At 69.8% G+C, this 22348-nt stretch carries 1 protein-coding gene (running past one end of the window); it reads right to left on the reverse strand.

Going from position 1 to position 22348, the window contains the following annotated elements:
- Positions 1 to 22348: the 3' portion of a non-ribosomal peptide synthase/polyketide synthase gene (locus tag CA951_RS20085; RefSeq protein WP_373414047.1), read on the reverse strand. The gene runs 11450 nt beyond the window's last position; the window shows 22348 of its 33798 coding nt (coding positions 11451–33798); the start codon falls outside the window, past its right edge — the gene reads right to left on this strand; it ends in the stop codon at positions 1 to 3.

The raw sequence follows: 22348 nt of genomic DNA on the forward strand, positions 1-22348 counted from the left end.
TCAGTGCCCGGACCGCTCCTCGGCCTGAGCCACGAGCGCGGTGAGCGCCTCCACCCAGAACTGCCCGAACCGGTCCACTTCCGGCGCCGAGAGGATGCCGGGCGGGAACGACATGAACGCCGACAACTGCAGGCCCTCAGCAGTTTCCGAGATCACCGACTGGATGTCGAGAACGGCCTGGGCGGGCATCGCGCTCTTCTCGAACCCACCCGTGACGGGAGATTCGAAGTCGGGCAGCCAGTCGAGTCCGCGGACCGCCTCGGGAACCTCGGCGGCGCTGACGCGTCCGATGTAGTTGAACACGATCTGCGGTTCCGGCCACTTCCTCATCACCGACGACGTGTCCGGGTTGAGGTACCGCAGCAGTCCGTATCCGATTCCCCGGTCCGGGATCGCACTCAGCTGATCCCGCACCGCGTGCACGGCGTCCGCGGCACTCACCCCGCCCTGCAGGGCGTCGGCGATGTCGACCCCGGCGAGATCGAGCCGTGCCGGGTACATCGTGGTGAACCAGCCGACCGTCCGCGACAGATCCGCACCCGGCACCGCGGACTCTTCACGTCCGTGACCCTCGAGCGTGACCACCGTCGACGACGCCTCGACTCCGCGATCGCGCCGCCATGCGGCCACCGCCAACGCGAGGGCCGCCGCGAGGACGTCGCCGATCTCACCGTCGAGCGCACCCGGCGTGCCGCCCAGCAACGCCTCGGTGACCGGTGCGGGCACGTCCACCCGGGTCCGTTCCAGCGTGCCGACCACATCGGTGCGCAGGTCCAGCTCACGCGATCCGAGCAGCGGATCCGGACCGGTCAGCATCCGTTCCCACACCGCGAGTTCGGCTACCCGCTCCGGTGTCGCCGCCGCCTCCAGCAGACCGTCGGTCCACCGCCGCAGCGACGTTCCGACCGGCTCGAGCGACGGCGTCGTGCCTGCGGCGATCTGGGCGCCTGCGGTCGCGAAGTCCGGCACCAGGATCCGCCACGACACGGAGTCGATGACGAGGTGGTGCGGCACGACGAGGAGGCGTCCGCGCCGATCCGCCTCGGAGGGGTCGAACCAGACGAACTGGAGCATCGACCCGGTGCGCGGATCGAGACGATCCAGCGCCGTGTCGAATGCCGCACCCGCCACCGCGTCGAACTCCGGCGAACCGGGCTCGGCGCCTGCCGCGATCTCCACCCGCTGCACGGTGGCGTCGATGTCGACGCTGCCCGCGGGCGCGATCTCGAGCGCGTCCCCGGCACCGCCCGTGACCAGTGTCGACCGCAGCACGTCGTGCTGATCGACCACAGCGGTGATCGTCGCGACGACCTGCTCGCGTTCGATCCCGGCCGGGAGTGTCAGCAACAACGGCATGACGAACCGGTCGAAGTCACCGCCGCGTTCGACCATCTTGCGGGCGACCGGGGTGAGCGGCACCGTTCCGACACCGCCCCCCTCGTACTCCGCCAGTACCGCCGCCGCGGACTCACCCGAATCGGCCACTGCTGCCAGCTCGGCAACGGTGCGCCGCTCGAACACATCTCGCGCGGTGAAGTGGATACCGGCCGAACGGGCCCGCGCCACCAACTGGATGGACACGATGCTGTCGCCGCCGAGTTCGAAGAACGAGTCGTCGATGCCGACACTCTCCCGGCCGAGCAGCTCCCCGAACACGGTCGCGAGTGCCCGTTCGGTGTCGGTGCGCGGCGCGCGGAACTCCGCCGCCGACGCGAAGTCCGGCACCGGCAGCGCGCGCCGGTCGAGCTTGCCGCTGGTGCCCAGCGGAAGTTCCGCGAGAACCATCACGGAATCCGGGATCATGTACTCGGGCAGCGATTCCGCGACGAACGCGTTCAGCGCCGCCTGGTCGATGGCCGCGCCGGGCCTCGGCACGACGTAGGCGACGAGCCGCGCCCCCACCTCACTGTTGTGCACGATCACCGCTGCCTGCGCCACGTCGGCGTGCCGGACGAATGCCTCCTCGACCTCGCCGAGCTCGATGCGCAGTCCGCGCACCTTCACCTGGAAGTCGGTGCGGCCCACGAACTCGAGGACACCGCCCTCGTTCCACCGGACGAGGTCACCGGTGCGGTACATCCGCACACCCGGATCGCCGAACGGATTCGCGACGAATCGTTCCGCACTCAGCGCGGCGCTGTTGACGTAGCCGCGCGCGAGTTGCGCGCCGTCGAGGTACAACTCGCCGGGCACACCGACCGGCGCCGGGTTCAGGTGGGCGTCGAGCACGTAGGCCCGCGTGTTCCAGGCAGGCGAACCGATCGGCGCGATCGTCGCCGTCCCCGACCGCTCCACCACGTGGGCCGTCGAGTTGATGGTCACCTCGGTCGGGCCGTACAGGTTCACCAGCTCCGCGGAGCCGAGTCCCGCGACCCGCTCGGCCGCCGACCGCGGCAGCGGCTCACCGCCCGCGAACACGAGCCGCAGCGAACCGCACCCGTCGGCGGTCGCGGCGTCGAGGAACATGGTGAGCACGGACGGGACGAACTGGATCACCGTCACCGATTCCGTGTCGACCGTCGCGGCCATGTACTCGGGATCGCGATGACCGTCCGGTGAGGCCACCACGAGGGTTCCGCCGACCACCAACGGCAGGAACAGCTCCCACACGGAGGCATCGAACGTGAACGGCGTCTTCTGCAGCACCACGTCGTGCGCATCGATGCCGTAGACGTCGCGCATCCACGCCAGCTGGTTGGCCAGCGCCGAGTGCGGAATCGCCACACCCTTCGGACGTCCCGTCGAACCCGACGTGTACAGCGCGTACGCCAGGTTGTCCGGGCGCAGGTCGCCGAGCCGTTCGGTGTCCTCGATCGGACCGTCGCCGTACCCGGACAGGTCGAAGTCCTCGACCAGGTACACCGGGACCTCCACGTCGAGGTTCGCGATGTCGTCGGCCGAACTCAGCACGCAGGCCGGCGTGGCGCTGTCCACCACGTACGACGTCCGGTCGGCGGGATGCTCGGGGTCGATCGGCACGTACGCGCCACCCGCCGCGTGGACGGCATAGAGGCTGGTCAGCATGTCGAGCGAGCGCCGCATCGCGATGCCCACCACCGTGTCCGGTCCCACACCCATCGCCATCAGGTGCCGCGCCAGGCGGTTGACCCTCGCGTCGAACTCGGCGTAGGTGAGCCGCACGTGGTCCGCCACCACGGCGGTCCGATCGGGTGTGCGCGCAACCTGGGCACCGAACATCGACACCACGGATTCTTCCGTGACGTCCCGGCGGGAATCGTTCCACCCGGACAGGACGAGGTCGCGTTCGTCTGCGGTGAGCAGGTCCAGATCGCCCACCAGAGTGGAACTTCCGGACGCGATGGTCTGCAGGATCCGGTTCAGCCGGGATCCGAGACGTTCGACGGCGTCGGCGCCGAACACGTCCGGAAGGTACTTCAGGACCAACTGCAGTTCGCTGTCCGACTGCGCCAGCAGGCTCAGCGGGTAGTGCGAGGCATCGCTGATCTGCACCCCGGCGACCCGGAGGCCGTCGATGTCGCTGTCCTCGGTGAGTCCCGCCCGGTCCACGGGGTACGACTCGAACACCGTCAACGTGTCGAACAGGCCGCCGATACCGGCGATCTGCTGGATCTCGGGGAGACCGATGTGGTGGTGGTCGAACAGAGCGGACTGTTCCGCCTGCAACCGTTCGAGCAGCCCGAGGATCGACTCGCGGGGATCGACCCGCACCCGGATCGGGATGGTGTTGATGAACAGACCCACCATCGACTCGATGCCCGCGACCTCCGGTGGGCGGCCCGACACGGTGGCGCCGAAGACGACGTCGTCGGACGCGGTCATCCGGGCCAGCAGCAGACCCCACGCCGCCTGGACGATCGTGTTCATCGTCAGGCCGCGATCCCGCGCGATGCGGGCCAGGTTCTCGCTCACCACCTCGCCGAGATGCAGTGCGAACTCGGCGGGCTCGGGCCGGTCCTCGCCGGCCGGTGCCGGGGCGAGGACCGTCGGCCCGTCCAACCCGGCCAGAGCGTGCGCCCAGGCGCTGCGCGAGGCGTTGGCGTCGCGTTCGGACAGCCAGCTGAGGAAGTCACGGTAGCCGCGGACACGCGGCAGCACCGAGCCGTCTCCGCGGGTCGCGTACAGCACCAGCAGATCCTTCATCAGCAGCGGCATCGACCATCCGTCGAGCAGGATGTGGTGGTTGCTGATGGAGAACCGGTAGCTGCTCTCCCCCGTGCGGATCAGCAGGAACCGCATGAGAGGCGGACGACCCATGTCGAACCGCGCCGAACGGTGTTCGCTCAGAACGGAACTGATCCGCTCCTCGCGGTCGGCCTCGGACAGCGCCGACAGGTCGAGCTCTTCCCACGGCAGTGCAACGTGGTCGACGACCACCTGGACCGCGGTCCCCGAATCGTCGGGGACGAACGCGGTGCGCAGGTTCGCGTGCCGGGCGATCAACGCTTCCGCCGCGCCGCGGAGGCGGCCGGTGTCGACGACGCCCCGGAAGTCGAGCACCACCTGAGCGGTGTAGACGTCCACCGCGTCCTCGGCGAGAACGGAATGGAAGAACATTCCGGACTGCAGCGGAGCGAGCGGCCACACGTCGGTCGCGGCGGGGTAGCGCCGTTCGAGCGCCTCGAGGTCGTCCTGCGTCACGGTCACGAGCGGGACGTCGGAAGGCGTGAGACCGCCGCTCTTCGGCCCGGACGCGTGCTCGGCGAGCGCGGTCGCCGCGGCGTGCCACAGCTCCGCGAACTCCCACACGTCCGCCTCGTCGAGAATCTCGGTGGCGAAGGCGATCTTGGCCTCGATCTGGGGGCCGGACGCCGTCTCCGACGTCACCGCGTTGATGCTGAGCACCGCGGGCGCCACCATCTCGTCATCCATGGCGCCGCCGAACTCACCGGAGTCGCTGTCCGGAATCCAGCCGAGATCCCGGATTTCGGCGGGCAGATCCACCGAACCGGCGCGACCGAGGTAGTTGAACCCGATCTGCGGAGTCGGCAGCGACGCCAAAGCCGGAGCCGTCTCGTCGTTGAGGTAGCGCAGCAGGCCGTAGCCGATGCCCTTGTCGGGCACGGCCAGCAACTGTTCCTTGACGGCCTTCAGCGCAGAACCCGCCGAGGTGCCGCCGTCGAACGCGTCGGCGAGATCGGCCCGCGACACGTCCAGCCGCACCGGATACAGGCTGGTGAACCAGCCCACCGTGCGGGCGAGGTCGGCACCGGGAACGGTCGACTCTTCGCGGCCGTGTCCCTCCAGGTTGATCAGCACCGAACGATCCGTGGTGCCGCCGCGGAGTTCGCGCCAGCGCGACACCGCGAGGGCGAGCGCCGCCAGCAGGCCGTCGTTGACGCCGCCGTTCACGGACTGCGGGATCGTGGTCAGCAGCGCCTGCGTCACCTGCGTCGAGAACGTCATGCTCAGGCGGTCCGTCCGGGCGATCACGTCGCGTTCCGGATCGAACGCGCGCCGCCCGATCAGCGGATCGGTTCCCGCGAGCATGCCGCGCCAGAAGTCGAGTTCGGCCACGCGGTGCGGAGACTTCGCCTCCTCCGCGAGTCCGTGCGCCCACGCCCGGACGGAGGATCCGACCGGTTCGAGCTGCGCGGGTGCTCCCGCCATGATCTGCGAACCCGCGGTCGCGAAGTCCGGCAACAGCACTCGCCACGACACCCCGTCGACGACGAGGTGGTGCGCGAGCACCAGCAGGCGTCCACTCTGACCCGGCAACGACTCTGCAGGTGCGAACCACACGAACTGCGTCATCCGGCCCGACGCCGGATCGAGGCGGTCGGCTGCACGACTGAGGGCCGCGCGGGCCAGCCGCTCGAACTCGTCCGTGCCCGGCTTGTCGGTGAACTCGATTTGCTCGATCAGCTCGTCCGCGTCGAACGCCCGTCGAACGGAGAGCGCCTCGAACGACCAGTCGTCCCCCGCCCGAGTGAGCCGGGAGCGGAGGATGTCGTGGCGCGCCAGGATCGCGTCCACCGTGTCCGCCAGCTGATCTCGCGTGACGGCGGGCGGGGTGGTCAGCAGGACGGCCTGTGAGAACTTCTCGAAGGTCCCAGCAGTTTCCACCAGCCAGTGCGCGATCGGGGTGAGCGGCATCGTTCCGACGCCGCCGCCCGGCAACTCCTCGAGATTCACCGAGTCGACCTCGGTGGCCCAGGCGGCCACCTCGGCCAGCGCCGCCACGGTCTTGCGTTCGAAGACGTCTCGCGCGGTGAACAGCACGCCGGCGTTCTTCGCCCGGGTCGTCAGCTGGATGGACACGATGCTGTCGCCGCCCAGAGCGAAGAACGAATCGTCGACGCTGACCCGGTCGACGCCGAGAACCTGCGCGTAGACGTCGGCGATGGCCTTCTCCATCGGCGTCGACGGCGCGGTGTACTCACTCGAGACGGACACGAACTGCGGCTCGGGAAGTGCCTTGCGGTCGAGCTTTCCCGCGGGTGTCAGCGGAACCGAGTCGATGGCCATGATCGACGACGGCACCATGTACCCGGGCAGGGTCTCGGAGACGAACGCGGACAGCTCGGCGACGTCGATCGACACACCCGCTGCGGGCATCACGTACGACACCAGCACGGTCTGCCCGGTCTGCTCGCGGTGGTGGCCGAGCGTGACCGCGAAGTCGACACTCGGGTGCCTGCCGAGTTCGGCGTCGATCTCACCGAGTTCGATGCGGAATCCGCGGACCTTCACCTGGAAGTCGGAACGGCCGACGTAGTCGAGGACGAGGTCGCCCGTCTCGCCGTCGTGCACCCATCGGACGACGTCGCCGGTGCGGTAGAGCCGCTCACCGGGACCGCCGAACGGGTTGGCGACGAATCGCTCCGCCGTCAGTGCGAACCGGTTGTGGTAGCCGCGGGCCACACTCGGACCCGCGACGTACAGCTCACCCGGGACACCCACCGGGACGGGCGTGAGACGGGAGTCGAGAACGACCACGTCGACGCCCCGGGTGGGACCGCCGATGGTGACGGGCCGGTCCGCCTTCATCGGGTTGCTCGACGTGCTCCAGATCGTCGCCTCGGACGGGCCGTACAGGTTGAACATGCGCCTGCCCGGTGCCCACTTCTGCATGAGTTCCGGCGGGCAGGCCTCGCCGGCCACCGAGAGCACCTCGATGCCTTCCAACCCGGCCGGGTCCACCGTGGTGAGCGCGGCGGGCGTGATGAAGGCGTGCGTGACCTTCTGCTTCTTGAGCAACCGCGCGAGTTCGTCTCCGCCGTACACGACACCGGACGCGATGACCATCGTCGATGCGGCGGCCACGGCGTGCAGCAACTCGAAGACCGATGCGTCGAAGCTGGGTGAGGCGAAGTGCAGCACCCGCGACTGCGGGGTGAGCCGGAGCCGCTCGACCTGCTCGGTCGTGACGTTCGCCAGACCCGTGTGGGTGACAACGACGCCCTTGGGCAGACCCGTCGATCCCGACGTGTAGATCACATACGCCGCGTCGTCGACCCGGGTCGGACGGATGCGGTCCGCGTCGGTGACGGCCTCGCCCGACACGGACGCGCACGCGTCGTCCATCTCGTCCGCGCCGAGCACGAGCCAGCGCACGGTATCCGGGAGTTCGGCGACGTGGGCGCCGGTGGTGAGACCGATCTCCACGCGGGAGTCCGTGACCATGTGCATGATCCGGTCGAACGGGTAGCTCGGATCGACCGGGACGAACGCCGCCCCGGTCTTCGCGACCGCCCAGATGGAGAGAATCGATTCGACGGAGCGGGTCAGCGCGAGGGCCACGAAATCGTCGGCCCCGATGCCTCTGCCGATAAGAACGCGGGCGAGGCGGTTCGAGCGCTCGTCGAGTTCGCGGTAGGTGACCTGGTCGTCGCCGCACACGACGGCGACGGCGTCGGGGTTCACTGCCGCGGCAGCGCCGAGGATGTCCGACAGCAGCTCGGGTGCGGCGGTGTCCGCACCGCGCACCGGTGCGAGCACGGCATGCTCGTTCTCGCTGAGGACATCGATGTCGCCGATCAGCACGGACGCGTCGGCGGTGATCGCCTCGAGGATGCGCTGGAAGCGGAACGCGAACGACGCGATGGTGCGCTCGTCGAACAGATCCGTCGCATAGGTGAACACGCCGCGCATCGGCGCGTCCCCGTCCGCGCCTGCCGCGTCGGCGAGCGTGAGCTGCAGATCGAACTTCGCGGCGTTGATCCCACCGTCGAGTCCCTCGACCGTCAGGCCGGGCAGTTCGAGGTGCGCCTGCTCGATGTTCTGGAACGCGAGAGCCACCTGGAACAGCGGCGAGAACGCGGTCGAGCGTTCCGGCTGCAGGATCTCGACCAGCCGCTCGAACGGCACGTCGGTGTGCGTGAACGCACCGAGGTCGTGCTGGCGCACCTGTGCGAGGAGGTCGGCGAACGTCGCGTCGACGTCGACCTGCGCGCGCAGCACCAGCGTGTTGACGAACATGCCGACCAGGTCGTCGAGTGCGGCCTCGCCGCGGCCCTCGATCGCGGTGCCCACCGCGATGTCGTCGGTGGCGCTGAGCCGCGCGAGCAGCACGGACAGCGCCGCGTGCGCGACCATGAACAGCGACGCGTTGTGTTCGCGGGCCAGCGCCCCGAGCCGGTCGCGCAGTTCCGCGTCGATCTCGAAGTCGAAGTTGGCGCCGCGCATCGACTGTGCGGGCGGCCGCGGCCGGTCCGTCGGCAACGGCAGCACGTCCGGTAGACCGCTCAGCGTGGTCCGCCAGTAGTCGATCTGCTGGGTGGCCAGCGAATCCGGGGCGTTCTCGTCTCCGAGCAACTCGTGCTGCCAGAGCGAGAAGTCCGCGTACTGGACGTCGAGCGGAGCCCAGGCGGGTTCCGAACCGGCGGCGCGGGCACTGTAGGCGATCACCACGTCGCGTGCCAGCGGTGCCGTCGAGGCGCCGTCGGACGAGATGTGGTGGACGACGATGACCAGCACGTGCTGTTCGGCGTCGATCCGCAGGAGGCGGGCCCGCACCGGAACCGCCGTCGCGACGTCGAAGCCGGCGGTGACGAGGGAGAACACGCGTTCGCGCAGCACGGTCTCGTCGGCGACGTCCTCGACGTCCAGTGCCGTGAAACTCCGGGCCCGCGACAGCACGACCTGGCCCGGTCCGTCACCGGTGTCGGGGTAGGTCGTGCGCAGCGTCTCGTGCCGCTCGACGACGTCGCCGAGTGCCTGCTCGAGCGCGGCGACGTCGAGGTGGCCGGTCAGCCTGATCGCCAGCGGAATGTTGTACGCCGCCGATGCGGTGTCGAACTGGTTGATGAACCACATGCGGGACTGCGCCGGGGACAGCGGAATCCGGGTGGGACGCGGCCGCGGCACCAGAGCCGGCCGGGTGGCGCCCGCCGAATCGGACTGCTCGGCGCGAGCCGACAGCGCGATCACCGTCGGCGCCTCGAACAGCTCCCGCACACCGATCGACGTGTCGAGGGCCGCGTTGAGCCGGGCGACCACTCGGGTCGCGACCAGCGAGTTGCCGCCGAGGTCGAAGAAACTCGTGTCGGCGCTGACCCGCTCGTGACCGAGGACGTCCGCGAAGACTCCCGCCACGATTTCCTCGACCGGGGTGCGCGGAGCCCGGTAATGGTCCGCGGCGCCGCCGAACTCGGGTTCGGGAAGGGCCTTGCGGTCGAGCTTGCCGTTGATGTTCAGCGGCAGCTCGTCGAGGACGATCAGCGCGGACGGCACCATGTAGCCGGGTACCGACCTACCCGCGAACGCGAGGACGTCGGCGTCGTCGACGGAATTGCCCGGCTCCGGCACGGAGTAACCGCGTGCCTCCGGCACGGAATAACTGCGTGCCTCCGGCACGGTGTAACCGCGTGCCTCCGGCACGACGTAACCGACGAGGCGGTCGCCGGTGTGCCGGTCGCTGTGCACCACGACGACGGCCTGCGCGACCGCCGGGTGCGCCACGAGCGCACGCTCGATCTCGCCGAGTTCGATGCGGAAACCGCGGACCTTCACCTGGAAGTCGCTGCGGCCGACGTAGTCGAGGTTGCCGTCGCGGTTCCACCGCACGAGGTCGCCGGTGCGGTACATCCGGACTCCGGCCTCGCCGAACGGGTTGGCGACGAATCGTTCCGCGGTGAGGTCGTGGCGGCCGAAGTACCCGCGGGCCAACTGCTCGCCCGCGAGATAGAGCTCACCCGTGACGCCGGCGGGAACGGGGTGCAGACGCGAATCGAGAACGTAGGTCTGCGTGTTCCATTCGGGCCTGCCGATCGGGACCGAACCGTCGCGCTCGTCGCCGCACCGGTAGTGGGTGACGCTGACGGCGGCCTCGGTGGGGCCGTACAGGTTGAAGATGTCCGCGTCGCAGACGTCCCGGAACCGGAGCACCGTGTCGGCGGGCAGGGCCTCACCGATGCACAGCACCCGGCGCAACGACACCAGCTGGGCGGGCTCCGCCACCGCGACGAACGCCGACAGCAACGAGGGCACGAAGTGCACTGTCGACACCTGCTGCTCGGCGACGAGTGCGGCGAGGTACGACGGGTCGCGGTGGCCGTCCGGTGCGGCGACGACGAGCCGTGCGCCCGCGGTCAGCGCCCACCAGAACTCCCACACCGACAGGTCGAACGTGGCCGCCGTCTTGAGCAGCACCGAGTCCTCGGCGGTGAGCGGGTATTCCGCCTGCTTCCACCGCAACTGGTTCGCGATCGCACGGTGCGCGATCGCCACGCCCTTGGGGCGGCCGGTCGAGCCGGACGTGTAGATCACGTACGCGGCGTTCTCCGGCCGCAGCGGTGCGGTCCGCTCCGAGTCGGTCAGCGGAGCCGGGTCGACATCGCCGAGATCCAGTTCGTCGAGCAGGAGGTAGTCGACACCGCCCGGCAGTCCCCCGACGACGTCGCGGGTCGCCAGGACACAGACGGGTTGCGCGCTCTCCAGCACGTATGCGGTGCGCTCGGCCGGATGGTCCGGGTCGATCGGCAGGTACGCGCCGCCTGCCGCGGCGATCGCGTACATGCCGACCAGCAGCTCCACCGAACGCGGAACGGCCAGGCCCACCACGGTTTCGGGGCCGACACCGCGGCCGACGAGATGCCGGGCGAGCCGGTTCACCCGCGCCGAGAACTCGGCGTACGTGAGCGATTCGCCGTCGAACACGAGAGCGGTGACGTCCGGGTTCTGCGCGGCGGCGGCCGCGAACATGTCCGCCAGCGTCGTCGCCGGCAGTGCCTGCGCGGTGTCGTTCCATCCGGACACCACGAGTGCGCGCTCGTCGCTGCCTGCGAGCGGCAGGTCGCCGACCGCTGTCTGCGGCGAATCCACCGCGGCGGCCAGCACGCGGCGGAAAATGTCCGCGAAGCGCTGGACGGTGGCGGCGTCGAACAGGTCGGTGGCGAACGTGAACACACCCGACATCTGCTCGCCCTCGGGGCTGTCCCCCAGGATCAGATGCAGATCGAACTGCGCCGTGTCGCCGTCGACGTCGAGCGGCGCGACGGTGAGGTCGGGCAGTTCCAGCTCGGCCTTCGTCGTGTTCTGGAACGAGTAGCCCACCTGGAAGATCGGGTGGTGTGCCATCGAGCGTGCCGGGTTCAGGACCTCGACGAGGCGCTCGAACGGGACGTCGGCGTGCGAGAACGCCTCGAGGTCGGCCTCACGGGCACGATCGAGGATCTCGTCGAACGTCTGCCGCCCGTCGACCTGCACCCGCAGTGCGAGCGTGTTGACGAACATGCCGACGACGTCGTCGAGTTCGCGCTCACCGCGGCCGGCGATCGGGGTGCCCACCGCGATGTCCTCGGTGCCGGACAGCCGGCTGAGCAGCACCGCGAACGCGGCGTGCACGGCCATGAACACGCTGGCGTTGTGCCTTCGGGCCAGTGCTGCCAGCCCGCGGTGCACCTCGGCGTCGAGGGTGAAGTCGATCCGCGACCCGCGCAGCGACTGCACGGGCGGGCGCGGCCGGTCCACCGGCAGCTCGAGGAGGTCCGGCACGCCCGCGAGGGTCTTCGTCCAGAAGCCCAGCTGAGCGGCGATCAGGCTGTCCGGGTCGTCCTCGCTGCCGAGGAGTTCCCGCTGCCAGATCGCGTAGTCCGCGTACTGCACCGGAAGCGGCGCGAAGGCGGGTTCCCGGCCTGCCGCCCGGGATGCGTACGCCACCATGACGTCACGCACGAACGGGGCGGTGGATTCGCCGTCGGTCGACACGTGGTGCACGACGAGGGCCAGCACGTAGTCCTGCGGGCCGACCTCGAACAGTCGCACCCGGATCGGCGGCACATCGGCGGTGACGTCGAATCCGGTGGACACCATCTCCACCAACTGCTCGCGCAGTTCGGTCTCGGTGACCTTGACGGGCGCCACGTCGATCGGCGCCTGCGCGGCGGGGAGGATCACCTGGTGCGGGCCGTCGGCCGAATCCGGGTAGATCGTGCGCAGCGACTCGTGCCGCTCGAGCACGTCGAACACCGCGGATTGCAGTGCGTCGACGTCCAGCGCGCCGGTCAACCGGACCGCGAGCGGAATGTTGTAGGCGGGCGAGTCCGGGTCGAAGCGGTTGATGAACCACATCCGGGACTGCGCCAGCGACAGCGGGACGAAGGCAGACCTCTCCCGTGGTGCGAGGACGGGCCGCGGCCGGACGTTCTCGTCCGGGGTGGCGATGCGGGCGGCCAGGCCCGCGACCGTCGGAGCCTCGAACAGTTCCCGCACGCCGATGCGGAGGCCGAGGACCTGTCCGGCCCGCGACACGACCCGGGTGGCGCTCAGCGAGTTTCCGCCGAGGTCGAAGAAACTGTCGTCGACGCTGACCTGCTCGAGTCCGAGCACGTCGGCGAAGATGCCTGCGATCGTCTCTTCGGCGGGTGTCGTCGGGGCACGGAACTCCGCACCCGCGGACACGAACTCGGGCTCGGGCAGGCGCGCGCGGTCCAGCTTGCCGATGCCGGTCAGCGGGATCTCGTCGAGAACGATCACGACGGACGGCACCATGTACGGCGGAAGCGTTTCGCCGACAACCGACTTCAGCGATTCCGGATCGACCGCCGCGCCGTCGACGGGCAGAACGTACGACACGAGGGTCGTCAGTCCGGCGGGGTTCTCGCGACCCACCGTCACCGCGAACTCGATGTCCGGCTGCGCGGTCAGGGCGGCGTCGATCTCACCGAGTTCGACGCGGAACCCGCGGACCTTCACCTGGAAGTCGGACCGGCCGACGTATTCCACCCGATGTCCGTCCGCCCAGCGCACGACGTCGCCGGTGCGGTACATGCGGGCGCCGGGCTCGCCGAACGGGTTGGCCACGAACCGTTCCGCCGTGACGGACGGACGGTTGTGGTAGCCGCGGGTCACCGACGGACCGCAGATGTACAGCTCCCCGGGCACTCCCTCCGGCACCGGACGCAACCGCGAATCGAGGATGAGGGATTCGACGCCGCGCAGCGGCGAACCGATCGTGACGCGTTCACCGGCCACCATCGGTTCGGTGATGGTGACGATGACCGTCGTCTCGGTCGGACCGTACGCGTTGCGCATCTCGCGGCCGGGAGCCCACCGCGCCACGAGTTCCGGCGTGCAGGTGTCGCCGCCGACCACGACGGACGTGACGGAGTCGAGGCCGTCGGGGTCGACGGTCATCAGCGCGGTCGGCGTCATGACGACGTTGTTGACCTGTTCGCGGCGGATCAGGTCGGCGAGTTCGTCGCCGCCGTAGACGTCCGCGGGCGAGATCACCAGGGTGGCGCCCGCGCTGAACGCGGCGAGCATCTCCCCGACCGACGTGTCGAAGCTCGGCGACGCCACGTGCAGGAACCGGGAATCCGGTGACACGACGTAGTGCTCGCGCACCTCGCGGGTGAGGTTGGCCAGACCGCGGTGGGTGACCACCACGCCCTTCGGCTTGCCCGTCGAACCCGACGTGTAGATGAGGTACGCCGGGTGATCGACCGTCAACGCGCGGCGCAGATCGGCGTCCTCCACCGCGGCCGCACTGCGGGCTGCGATCTCCTCGGCGGCTTCCGCCTCGTCGAGGACGATCCACGGCACAGTGTCCGGAAGGTCGGTGTGATGGCGGGCGACCGTCAGCCCGTGGACCGCTCCCGAATCGGCCAGCATCTCGCCGATCCGCTCGAACGGAAGCTTCGGATCGACGGGCAGGTAGGCGCCGCCGGCCTTGGCGATCGACCAGATCCCGAGGATGGATTCGACGGAGCGCGTAATTGCCAGCGCGACATAGTTCTCCGGCCCGACACCCCGATCGATCAGGACGCGCGCCAGCCGGTTCGACTGCTCGTCGAGTTCGCGGTACGTGAGCTGACGGCCCTCGAAGGACACCGCGACCGACTCCGGCGAGATCTCGACGCCCGAACGCAGAAGTTCCGGCAGCGTGCTCGGCTCGACCGACTTCGGCCCGCGGACCGGGGCGATCGCGGCCTTCTCCGCGGCGTCGAGGATCTCGATGTCGCCGAGGACCACGTCGCGGTCGGACGACACGGCACCGAGGATCCGGACGAACCGGTCCGCGAAGCTCAGGACGGTCTGCTCGTCGAAGATGTCGGTCGAGTAGTTGAACGTCGCGGCGATCCCCGCGGCGGCCCCGTCTGTGTAGCGCTCACCGACACTGAGCTGGAGGTCGAACTTGGCGACCTCGAGCGGGGCGTCGAGCGCGGAGATCTCGAGGCCCGGGAACTCCATCCGCACCGACTCGTTGTTGTCGAACGACAACGCCACCTGGAACAGCGGCTGGTGCGCCGTCGACCGCGGGACGTCGAGGACCTCGACGAGGCGTTCGAACGGAACGTCGCTGTGGCTGAACGCATTCAGATCGGTGGCGCGCACCTGTGCGAGCAGGTCGGCGAAGGTGTCGTCGGGACGCACCGACGCGCGGAGCACGAGGGTGTTGACGAACATGCCGACGAGCCTGTCGAGTTCCTGCTCACCGCGGCCGGCGACCGGCGTGCCGATCGCGACGTCCGTCTGCGAAGACAGCCGCTCGAGCAGGACCGCGAGCGCGGCGTGCACGACCATGAAGAGGGTCGAGTTCGTTTCCTGGGCGATCGCGAGCAGCCCGCGGTGCGTCTGCGCGTCGATCTCGAACCGCGCCGACGCTCCGCGCAGCGACTGCACGGGCGGCCGGGGCCGGTCGGTCGGCAGTTCGAGCACCTCGGGGAGACCGCCGAGCGCCTGCTGCCAGTATCCGAGTTGGCGGGCGACCAGCGATTCGGGGTCGGACTCGTCACCGAGCGACTCACGCTGCCACAGCGCGTAATCGGCGTACTGGACGGGCAGCGGTTCCCAGCCTGGCGCGCTGCCGGCGGCACGCGCCGCGTAGGCGGTCATGACGTCCGTGAACAGCGGCGCCAGCGACGCACCGTCGGCCGAGATGTGGTGCACGACCATCATCAGGATGTGGTCGGTGGGGTTCACCTCGAAGCAGGCGACCCGCACCGGGACCGTCTCGGTGACGTCGAATCCGGTGGCACCGAGTTCACGCAGGCGCGCGAACAGGTCCTGCTCGTCCGCGACCGGGGTCGGGGTCAGGTCGGACACCACGTCCGCTGCGGGCAGCACGACCTGGTGCGCGTCGTCGTCGCCGACCGGGAAGACGGTGCGCAGCGACTCGTGCCGCTCTACGACGTCCGCCCACGCCGCATTCAGCGCCGCCGCGTCGATCGAGCCGGTCAACCGCACCGCCAGCGGCAGGTTGTACGCCGGGGAGGTCGGATCGAACTGGTTGACGAACCACATCCGCTGCTGGGCCAGCGACAGCGGGATGCGGTCGGGCCGCGGGCGGGCGACGAGCGCGGGACGCTGTTCGGCGGTCCCCGACGTCGCCTCGAGCAGTGCCGCGAGTTCCGCGACGGTCGGATTTTCGAAGCACTCCCGCACCGAGAGGTGCGCGCCGACTGCCGCCCTGAGGCGGGCGGTGAGCCTCGTCGCGCTGATGGAGTTTCCGCCGAGGTCGAAGAACGAGTCGGTGGACCCGACCCGTTCGGCACCGAGGACGTCGGCGAACACGCTCGCCACGACGGTCTCCATCGGCGTGCGGGGAGCCACGTACTCCACCGCGACGGTGGTGAACTCGGGCTCCGGCAACGCCTTCCGGTCCAGCTTCCCGCTGGCACCGAGAGGGAAACTGTCCAGGACGACGACGCGTGCGGGCACCATGTACGCGGGCAGGATTTGCGCCGCCGCATCCTGCACCGACTTCGTGTCGACCCGGGCGCCGGACCGCGGCACCACATAGGCCACGAGATTCTCGCCGGTCGACTCGCTTCGGTGGATCGTCACCGCTGCCTGCGCCAAGGATTCGTGTGTCAGCAACGCGGCCTCGACCTCGCCGAGTTCGATCCGCAATCCACGCAGCTTGACCTGGAAGTCGCTGCGTCCGATGTACTCGAGGTTCCCGTCGGCGCGCCGGCGAACGACGTCGCCCGTGCGGTACATCCGCTGCCCGGACCCGCCGAACGGGTTGGCCACGAACCGATCGGAGGTCAGGTCGCTGCGTCCGACGTATCCGCGAGCCAGCTGTGTTCCCGCGAGGTACAACTCGCCGGGAACCCCGGCCGGCACCGGGCGCAGGCGCGAATCCAGCACGTGGAGATCGGTGTTCCGCACCGCACCGCCGATGGGCACGGTACCGCGAACGTCCCGGTCGACCTGCCCGGCGGTCGCGTGCACGGTGAATTCCGTCGGACCGTACAGGTTGTGCAGTTCGGCATCCGACAGTCCACGGAACGCCTCGGCGGTCGCGGGCGGGAACGCCTCACCCGCGACGAGCACCACTCGAAGGCTGAGAAGGTCGTCTCGTTCGGCCTCGCCGACGAACACCGACAGCATCGACGGCACGAACGAGGTCGCCGTGACGCCCTCGCGCGCGATCAACGCCGCGAGATACTCGGGGTCACCGTGACCGTCGGGTGTCGCGATCACCAGGCGGGCACCCGCGACGAGCGTGCCGAACAATTCCCAGACCGACACGTCGAACGTCGCCGGAGTCTTCTGCAGCACGACATCGTGTGCGCCGAGGCCGTACTGGTCCACGATCCACGAGATCTGGTTCAGGACCGCCGCGTGGCTCACCGCGACGCCCTTCGGCCGTCCCGTCGAACCGGACGTGTAGATGACGTACGCGGGGTTCGACGGCCGGAGGGTCCCCCGGCGCTCCTCGTCGCGCACCGGCTCGGCCTGCGCGTCGACGGACAGCCGGTCGATCTCCACCACGCTGTGTCCGCCGGGAAGGTCGAGTGCATCTCGCGCGACCGTCAGGATGCAGAGCGGCGAGGCGCTGTCGAGGACGTAGGCCGTGCGGTCGGCCGGATGGTCGGGGTCGAGCGGAACGTACGCCCCACCCGCCTTCACGATCGCGTACATCGCCACCATCGAGTCGATCGACCGCCGGATCGCGAGAGCGACCCGGACCTCCGGCCCGACACCCATCTCGATCAGGGTTCGGGCGAGTCCGTTGACACGCTTGTCGAACTCGGCGTAGGTCAGCGACTCGTCGCCCGACACCAGGGCCACGGCGTCCGGCGTCCGCGCCACCTGCTCGTCGAACAGGTCTACGACGGTCCGCGCCTCCGCGTCGGTCGCGGCGGTCGCCGACGTCGCGTCGGCGATCACGCCGGCGAGGACACCGGCGAACGTGTCGGCGAAGCCTTCGCCCGACGATCCGTCGAGCAGTCCGGGCAGCAGGGTGGACAGAGCCACCGTGACCGCGGCCTCCGGGCCGACGCCCACACCGGCGAGCGTGCGCGCGAGTTCCGCGGACTTGTCCCGCAACTGCACGTACGTGACATCGGTGCCGTTGTGCGACAGCGCGATTCCGTCCGGGTTGATCGACGCGGCACCGTCGAGAAGTTCGGGCAGCGACTTGGTGGCCGCCAGCTCCTGCGAGATCGAGTGCGACAACAGGGACTGCCCGCCCTCGTCCGGTACGGCGAGCCCGGCCTTCTCGTCCTCGGTCAGGATGTCGATGTCGCCGACGACGGCGTCCGCGTCGGCCGTGACGGCCTCCAGCACACGGACGAAACGGTCGGCGAAACCGCGGACCGTCGCCTCGTCGAAGAGATCGGTGGCGTAGGAGAACCAGCCCCGCATGCCGTTCGCGACGGAATCGTCGTCGAACCGTTCCTCGACGGCGACACCGAGATCGGTCTTGCTCGTGGTGAGTCCGCTCTCGAGGATCTCGACGGTCAGCCCGGCGAGTTCGAGCTTCGGCCTTTCGAGGTTCTGGAAGCTCAGCATCACCTGCGCGAGCGGCGCGTATGCGGCGGTGCGCGACGGCCGGAGCACCTCGACGATCTGCTCGAACGGCACATCGGCGTTGCCGAACGCGTTGAGATCGACCTCGCGGGCCTGCGTGAGCAACGTGCTGAAGCGGGCGTTCTGGTCGACCTCGGTGCGCAGCACCAGAGTGTTGACGAACATCCCGACGAGGTCGTCGAGCGCGCGGTCACCGCGGCCCGCGACCGGGGTGCTGACGGAGATGTCGCTGGTGCTGCTCAGTCGACCAAGCAGTACGGCGAGCGCGGTGTGCACCACCATGAACAGCGACGCCTGGTGGGTCTGCGCGAGTTCGTTCAGGGACCGGTGCACGTCCTGCTCGATCTCGAACTCGATCAGACCACCCTGCGGGTTCCGGACCGCCGGGCGCGGCCGGTCGGCCGGGAGGTCGAGGACCTCCGGCGCATCGCCGAGGACGTGCGTCCAGTAGGCGATCTGCTTGCCCGCAAGCGACTCCGGGTCGTCCTCGGAACCGAGGAGATTGCGCTGCCACAGGGCGAAGTCGGGGTACTGCACGGGCAGCGGCGAGAAGCCGGGCTCCTCCCCCTGCACGCGTGCACCGTACGCGCCGAACAGGTCCCGCGCGAGCGGGGCCATCGACGAACCGTCGGCCGAGATGTGGTGGACGACGACGAGAAGGACGTGGTCGCGTTCCCCGAGTTCGAACAGGGCGGCGCGCACCGGGACGTCGGCGGTGACGTCGAAGCCTGCCGACGCCAGCGTGACGACCCGCTCCCGCAGTTCCTGCTCGTCGGCCACACGGACCACGTCGAGCGCGGACTGCGTGTCGGACGCGGACAGGACGACCTGGTAGGGGCCGTCGACGGAATCCGGGTACACCGTGCGCAGCGATTCGTGCCGGGCCACGACGTCGGCGATCGCCGACTGCAACGCGTCGACGTCCAGTGCGCCGGTGAGCCGGAGCGCCAACGGGATGTTGTATTCCGCCGATTCGGGGTCGAATCGGTTGGCGTACCACATCCGCTGCTGCGCCAGTGACAGCGGCAGCCGGTCCGGGCGCGGTCCGGCGGTGACGGGCGGACGGGCGCCGCCGTCCACGCCGAGCGCTTCCAGCCTGCGAGCCAACTGCTCCACCGTGGGCGCCTCGAAGATCTCGCGGACCGGAGCGTCGATTCCGACGGCCTCGTTGATTCGCGCCATCACGCGGGTGGCGGCGAGCGAGTTTCCGCCGAGCGTGAAGAAGGAGTCGTCGGCGCCGACCTGGTCGACACCGAGTACCTCCGCGAACACCGCGGCGACCCGCTGTTCGAGAGCGGTACCCGCGGCACGGAACTCGCGGTCCTCCGCCAGGAACTCGGGCTCGGGCAGCGCCCGGCGGTCGAGTTTGCCCACCGGGGTGAGCGGGATCGCGTCGAGTGCCACGATCGTCGACGGCACCATGTACGTGGGGACGAACTCGCCCACGAAGTCCAGCACCGCGGTCACGTCCACCTCGGCGCCCGGCGCCGGGAGCACGTACGACACGAGGACCGAGTCCCCGGACGGTCCGGGCAGCACCGACGTCGTCGCGAAGTCGACGGCGGGATGCTTCGCCAGCACCGCGTCGATCTCGCCGAGCTCGATGCGGAACCCGCGGACCTTCACCTGCTGGTCCGAGCGCCCCACGTAGTCGACCGTCAGCGCGCCGTCCGCGTCCTTCTTCCAGCGCACGACGTCGCCGGTGCGGTACATCCGATCGCCCGGCTCACCGTAGGGGTTCGCCACGAAGCGCCCCGCGGTCAGCGGCGTGCGCCGGTGGTAGCCGCGGGCCAGTCCGAGGCCCGACAGATAGAGGTCACCTGCGATACCGACCGGGACGGGCCGGAGGCGGTCGTCGAGGACCAGTGCGCTGGTGCCGCGGATCGGACCACCGATCGTGACCGGGCCGTCGGCGGCCATCGGGTCGCTGATGTTGGTCATGATCGTGGTCTCGGTGGGACCGTAGCCGTTGAACAACGATCGTCCGGGCGCCCAGCGGGCCGCGAGTTCGGCCGGGACGGCCTCGCCGCCGGCGACGACGAACTGGAAGTCGTCGAGCCCGGACGGATCCACAGAGGCCAGCGCCGACGGCGTGACGAAGCCGTGCGTGACGCGGTGCTCGCGCAGGAACTTCGCGAACTCGGGTCCGCCGTACACGTCGGTGGGAGCGATCACCATGGTGGCGCCGGCGCCGACCGCGAGCAGCAGTTCGAGGACGGACGCGTCGAAACTCGGCGACGCAAAATGCAGTGTCCGCGAGTCGGTCGTCACCCGGTAACGCTCCCGCTGTTCGGCGGCGAAGTTGGCGAGACCCCGGTGCGTGACGACGACGCCCTTGGGCTGCCCGGTGGTGCCGGACGTGTAGATCACGTAGGCACTGTTGGCCGGGGTGACCGCCGTCCGGCGCTCCGCCTCCGCGACGGGAGCCGTGGAGTAGCGCGCCGAGGCGTCTGCGAACTCGTCGCTGTCGAGGACCAGCCAGTCGACGTCCTGCGGAAGCCGGCCGACCTCGGAGCTCACGGAAAGGCCGAGCGTCACACCGGAATCGGTGACCATGTGGGCGATGCGCTCGTCCGGGTACCCGGGGTCGATCGGCACGTACGCGCCGCCGCTCTTGGCGACGGCCCAGATGCCGACGATGGACGGGATCGAGCGGGTGATACCGAGCCCGACGAACGTCTCCGCACCGACCCCGCGTTCGATCAGGACGCGCGCCACCCGGTTCGAGCGCTCGTCCAGTTCGCGGTAGGTGATGCTGTCGCCGCCCGAGACGATCGCGTCCCCGTCCGGGTTCGCGGCGACCGCGGCCTCGAGCAGTTCGACGAGCGTGGTGGGCGCGACGCCCTCGAGACCGCGGACCGGTGTCAGTTCCTCGGTCTCCGCGGCGTCGAGAATGGGGATGTCCCCCACCGCGACGTCGGTCCCGCCGGCCGCGACGGCCGCGAGGATCCGCACGAAGCGGTCCGCGAAGCCCTGAACGGTATCGGTGTCGAAGATCTCGGTGGCGAACCCGAGAACACCGGTGATCCCGGTGGGCGCACCCTCGTCCGACCACAGTTCGCGCAGGTCGACGGTGAGGTCGAACTTGCTGAACTCGACGTCCACGGCACCGGGTGTCGCCTCGAGTCCGGCGAACTCGAGCGACGGGATGCCGTTGACCTGATGGGTCAGCACGACCTGGAACAGCGGCGAATACGCCGTGGACCGGGTCGGCTTCAGGGCGTCCACCAGCTGCTCGAACGGAACGTCCTGGTTGCTGAACGCGGCGAGGTCCTGGGTGCGGACCTGCTCGAGCAGTTCGGCGAAGGAGGTTCCGGGCTCGACCTCGGTCCGCAGCACCAGCGTGTTGACGAACATGCCGACAAGGTTCTCGAGCGCCTCGTCGCCGCGACCGGCCACCGCGGCGCCGATGGCGATGTCGGTGCTCGAACTGAGCCGCGCCAGCAGCACGGACAGCGAGGCGTGCAGCACCATGAACAGCGACACGTTGTGCGCCCGCGCGACCTCGCCGAGACGACGGTGCACGTCCGCGTCGACGGAGAAGCCGACGGAGGCGCCTGCCATCGACCGCACCGTCGGGCGGGGACGGTCGGTGGGGAGAGCCAGGACGTCGGGCACACCCGCGAGGGTCTTCGACCAGAAGTCGATCTGCGCGGCGGCCAGGGAATCGGGGTCGTCCTCGGAACCGAGCACGTCCCGCTGCCACAGCGCGTAGTCGGCGTACTGGACGGGCAGCACCGGCCAGGCGGGCTCCGTGCCCTCCCGGTGGGCCGCGTATGCCGTCATGACGTCGCGGGCCAGCGGCAGCGTGGAGGCGCCGTCGGACGCGATGTGGTGCATGACGAGCACGAGGACGTGGTCGTTCGCGCCGAGCCGGAACAGGCGGGTCCGGACCGGGATCGTGTCGGTGACGTCGAAGCCGGTGGACCCGAACTCGAACATCCGGTCCCGCAGGTCCTCTTCGCGGACGTCGACCGGTTCGAGCGTGAGGTCGACGTCGGCGGCGGGCAGGATCACCTGGTGCGCACCGGAATCGGAGTCCGGGAACACGGTCCGCAGCACCTCGTGCCGCGCGACCACGTCGGACAGGGCCGCGGCCAGGGCGTCGACGTCCAGTTCGCCGCGCAGCCGCACGGTGAGCGGAACGTTGTACGCGGGTGAGGAC

This window comes from Rhodococcus sp. NCIMB 12038, assembly GCF_002165735.1.
In the GTDB taxonomy this organism is placed as follows: Bacteria; Actinomycetota; Actinomycetes; order Mycobacteriales; family Mycobacteriaceae; genus Rhodococcus_F.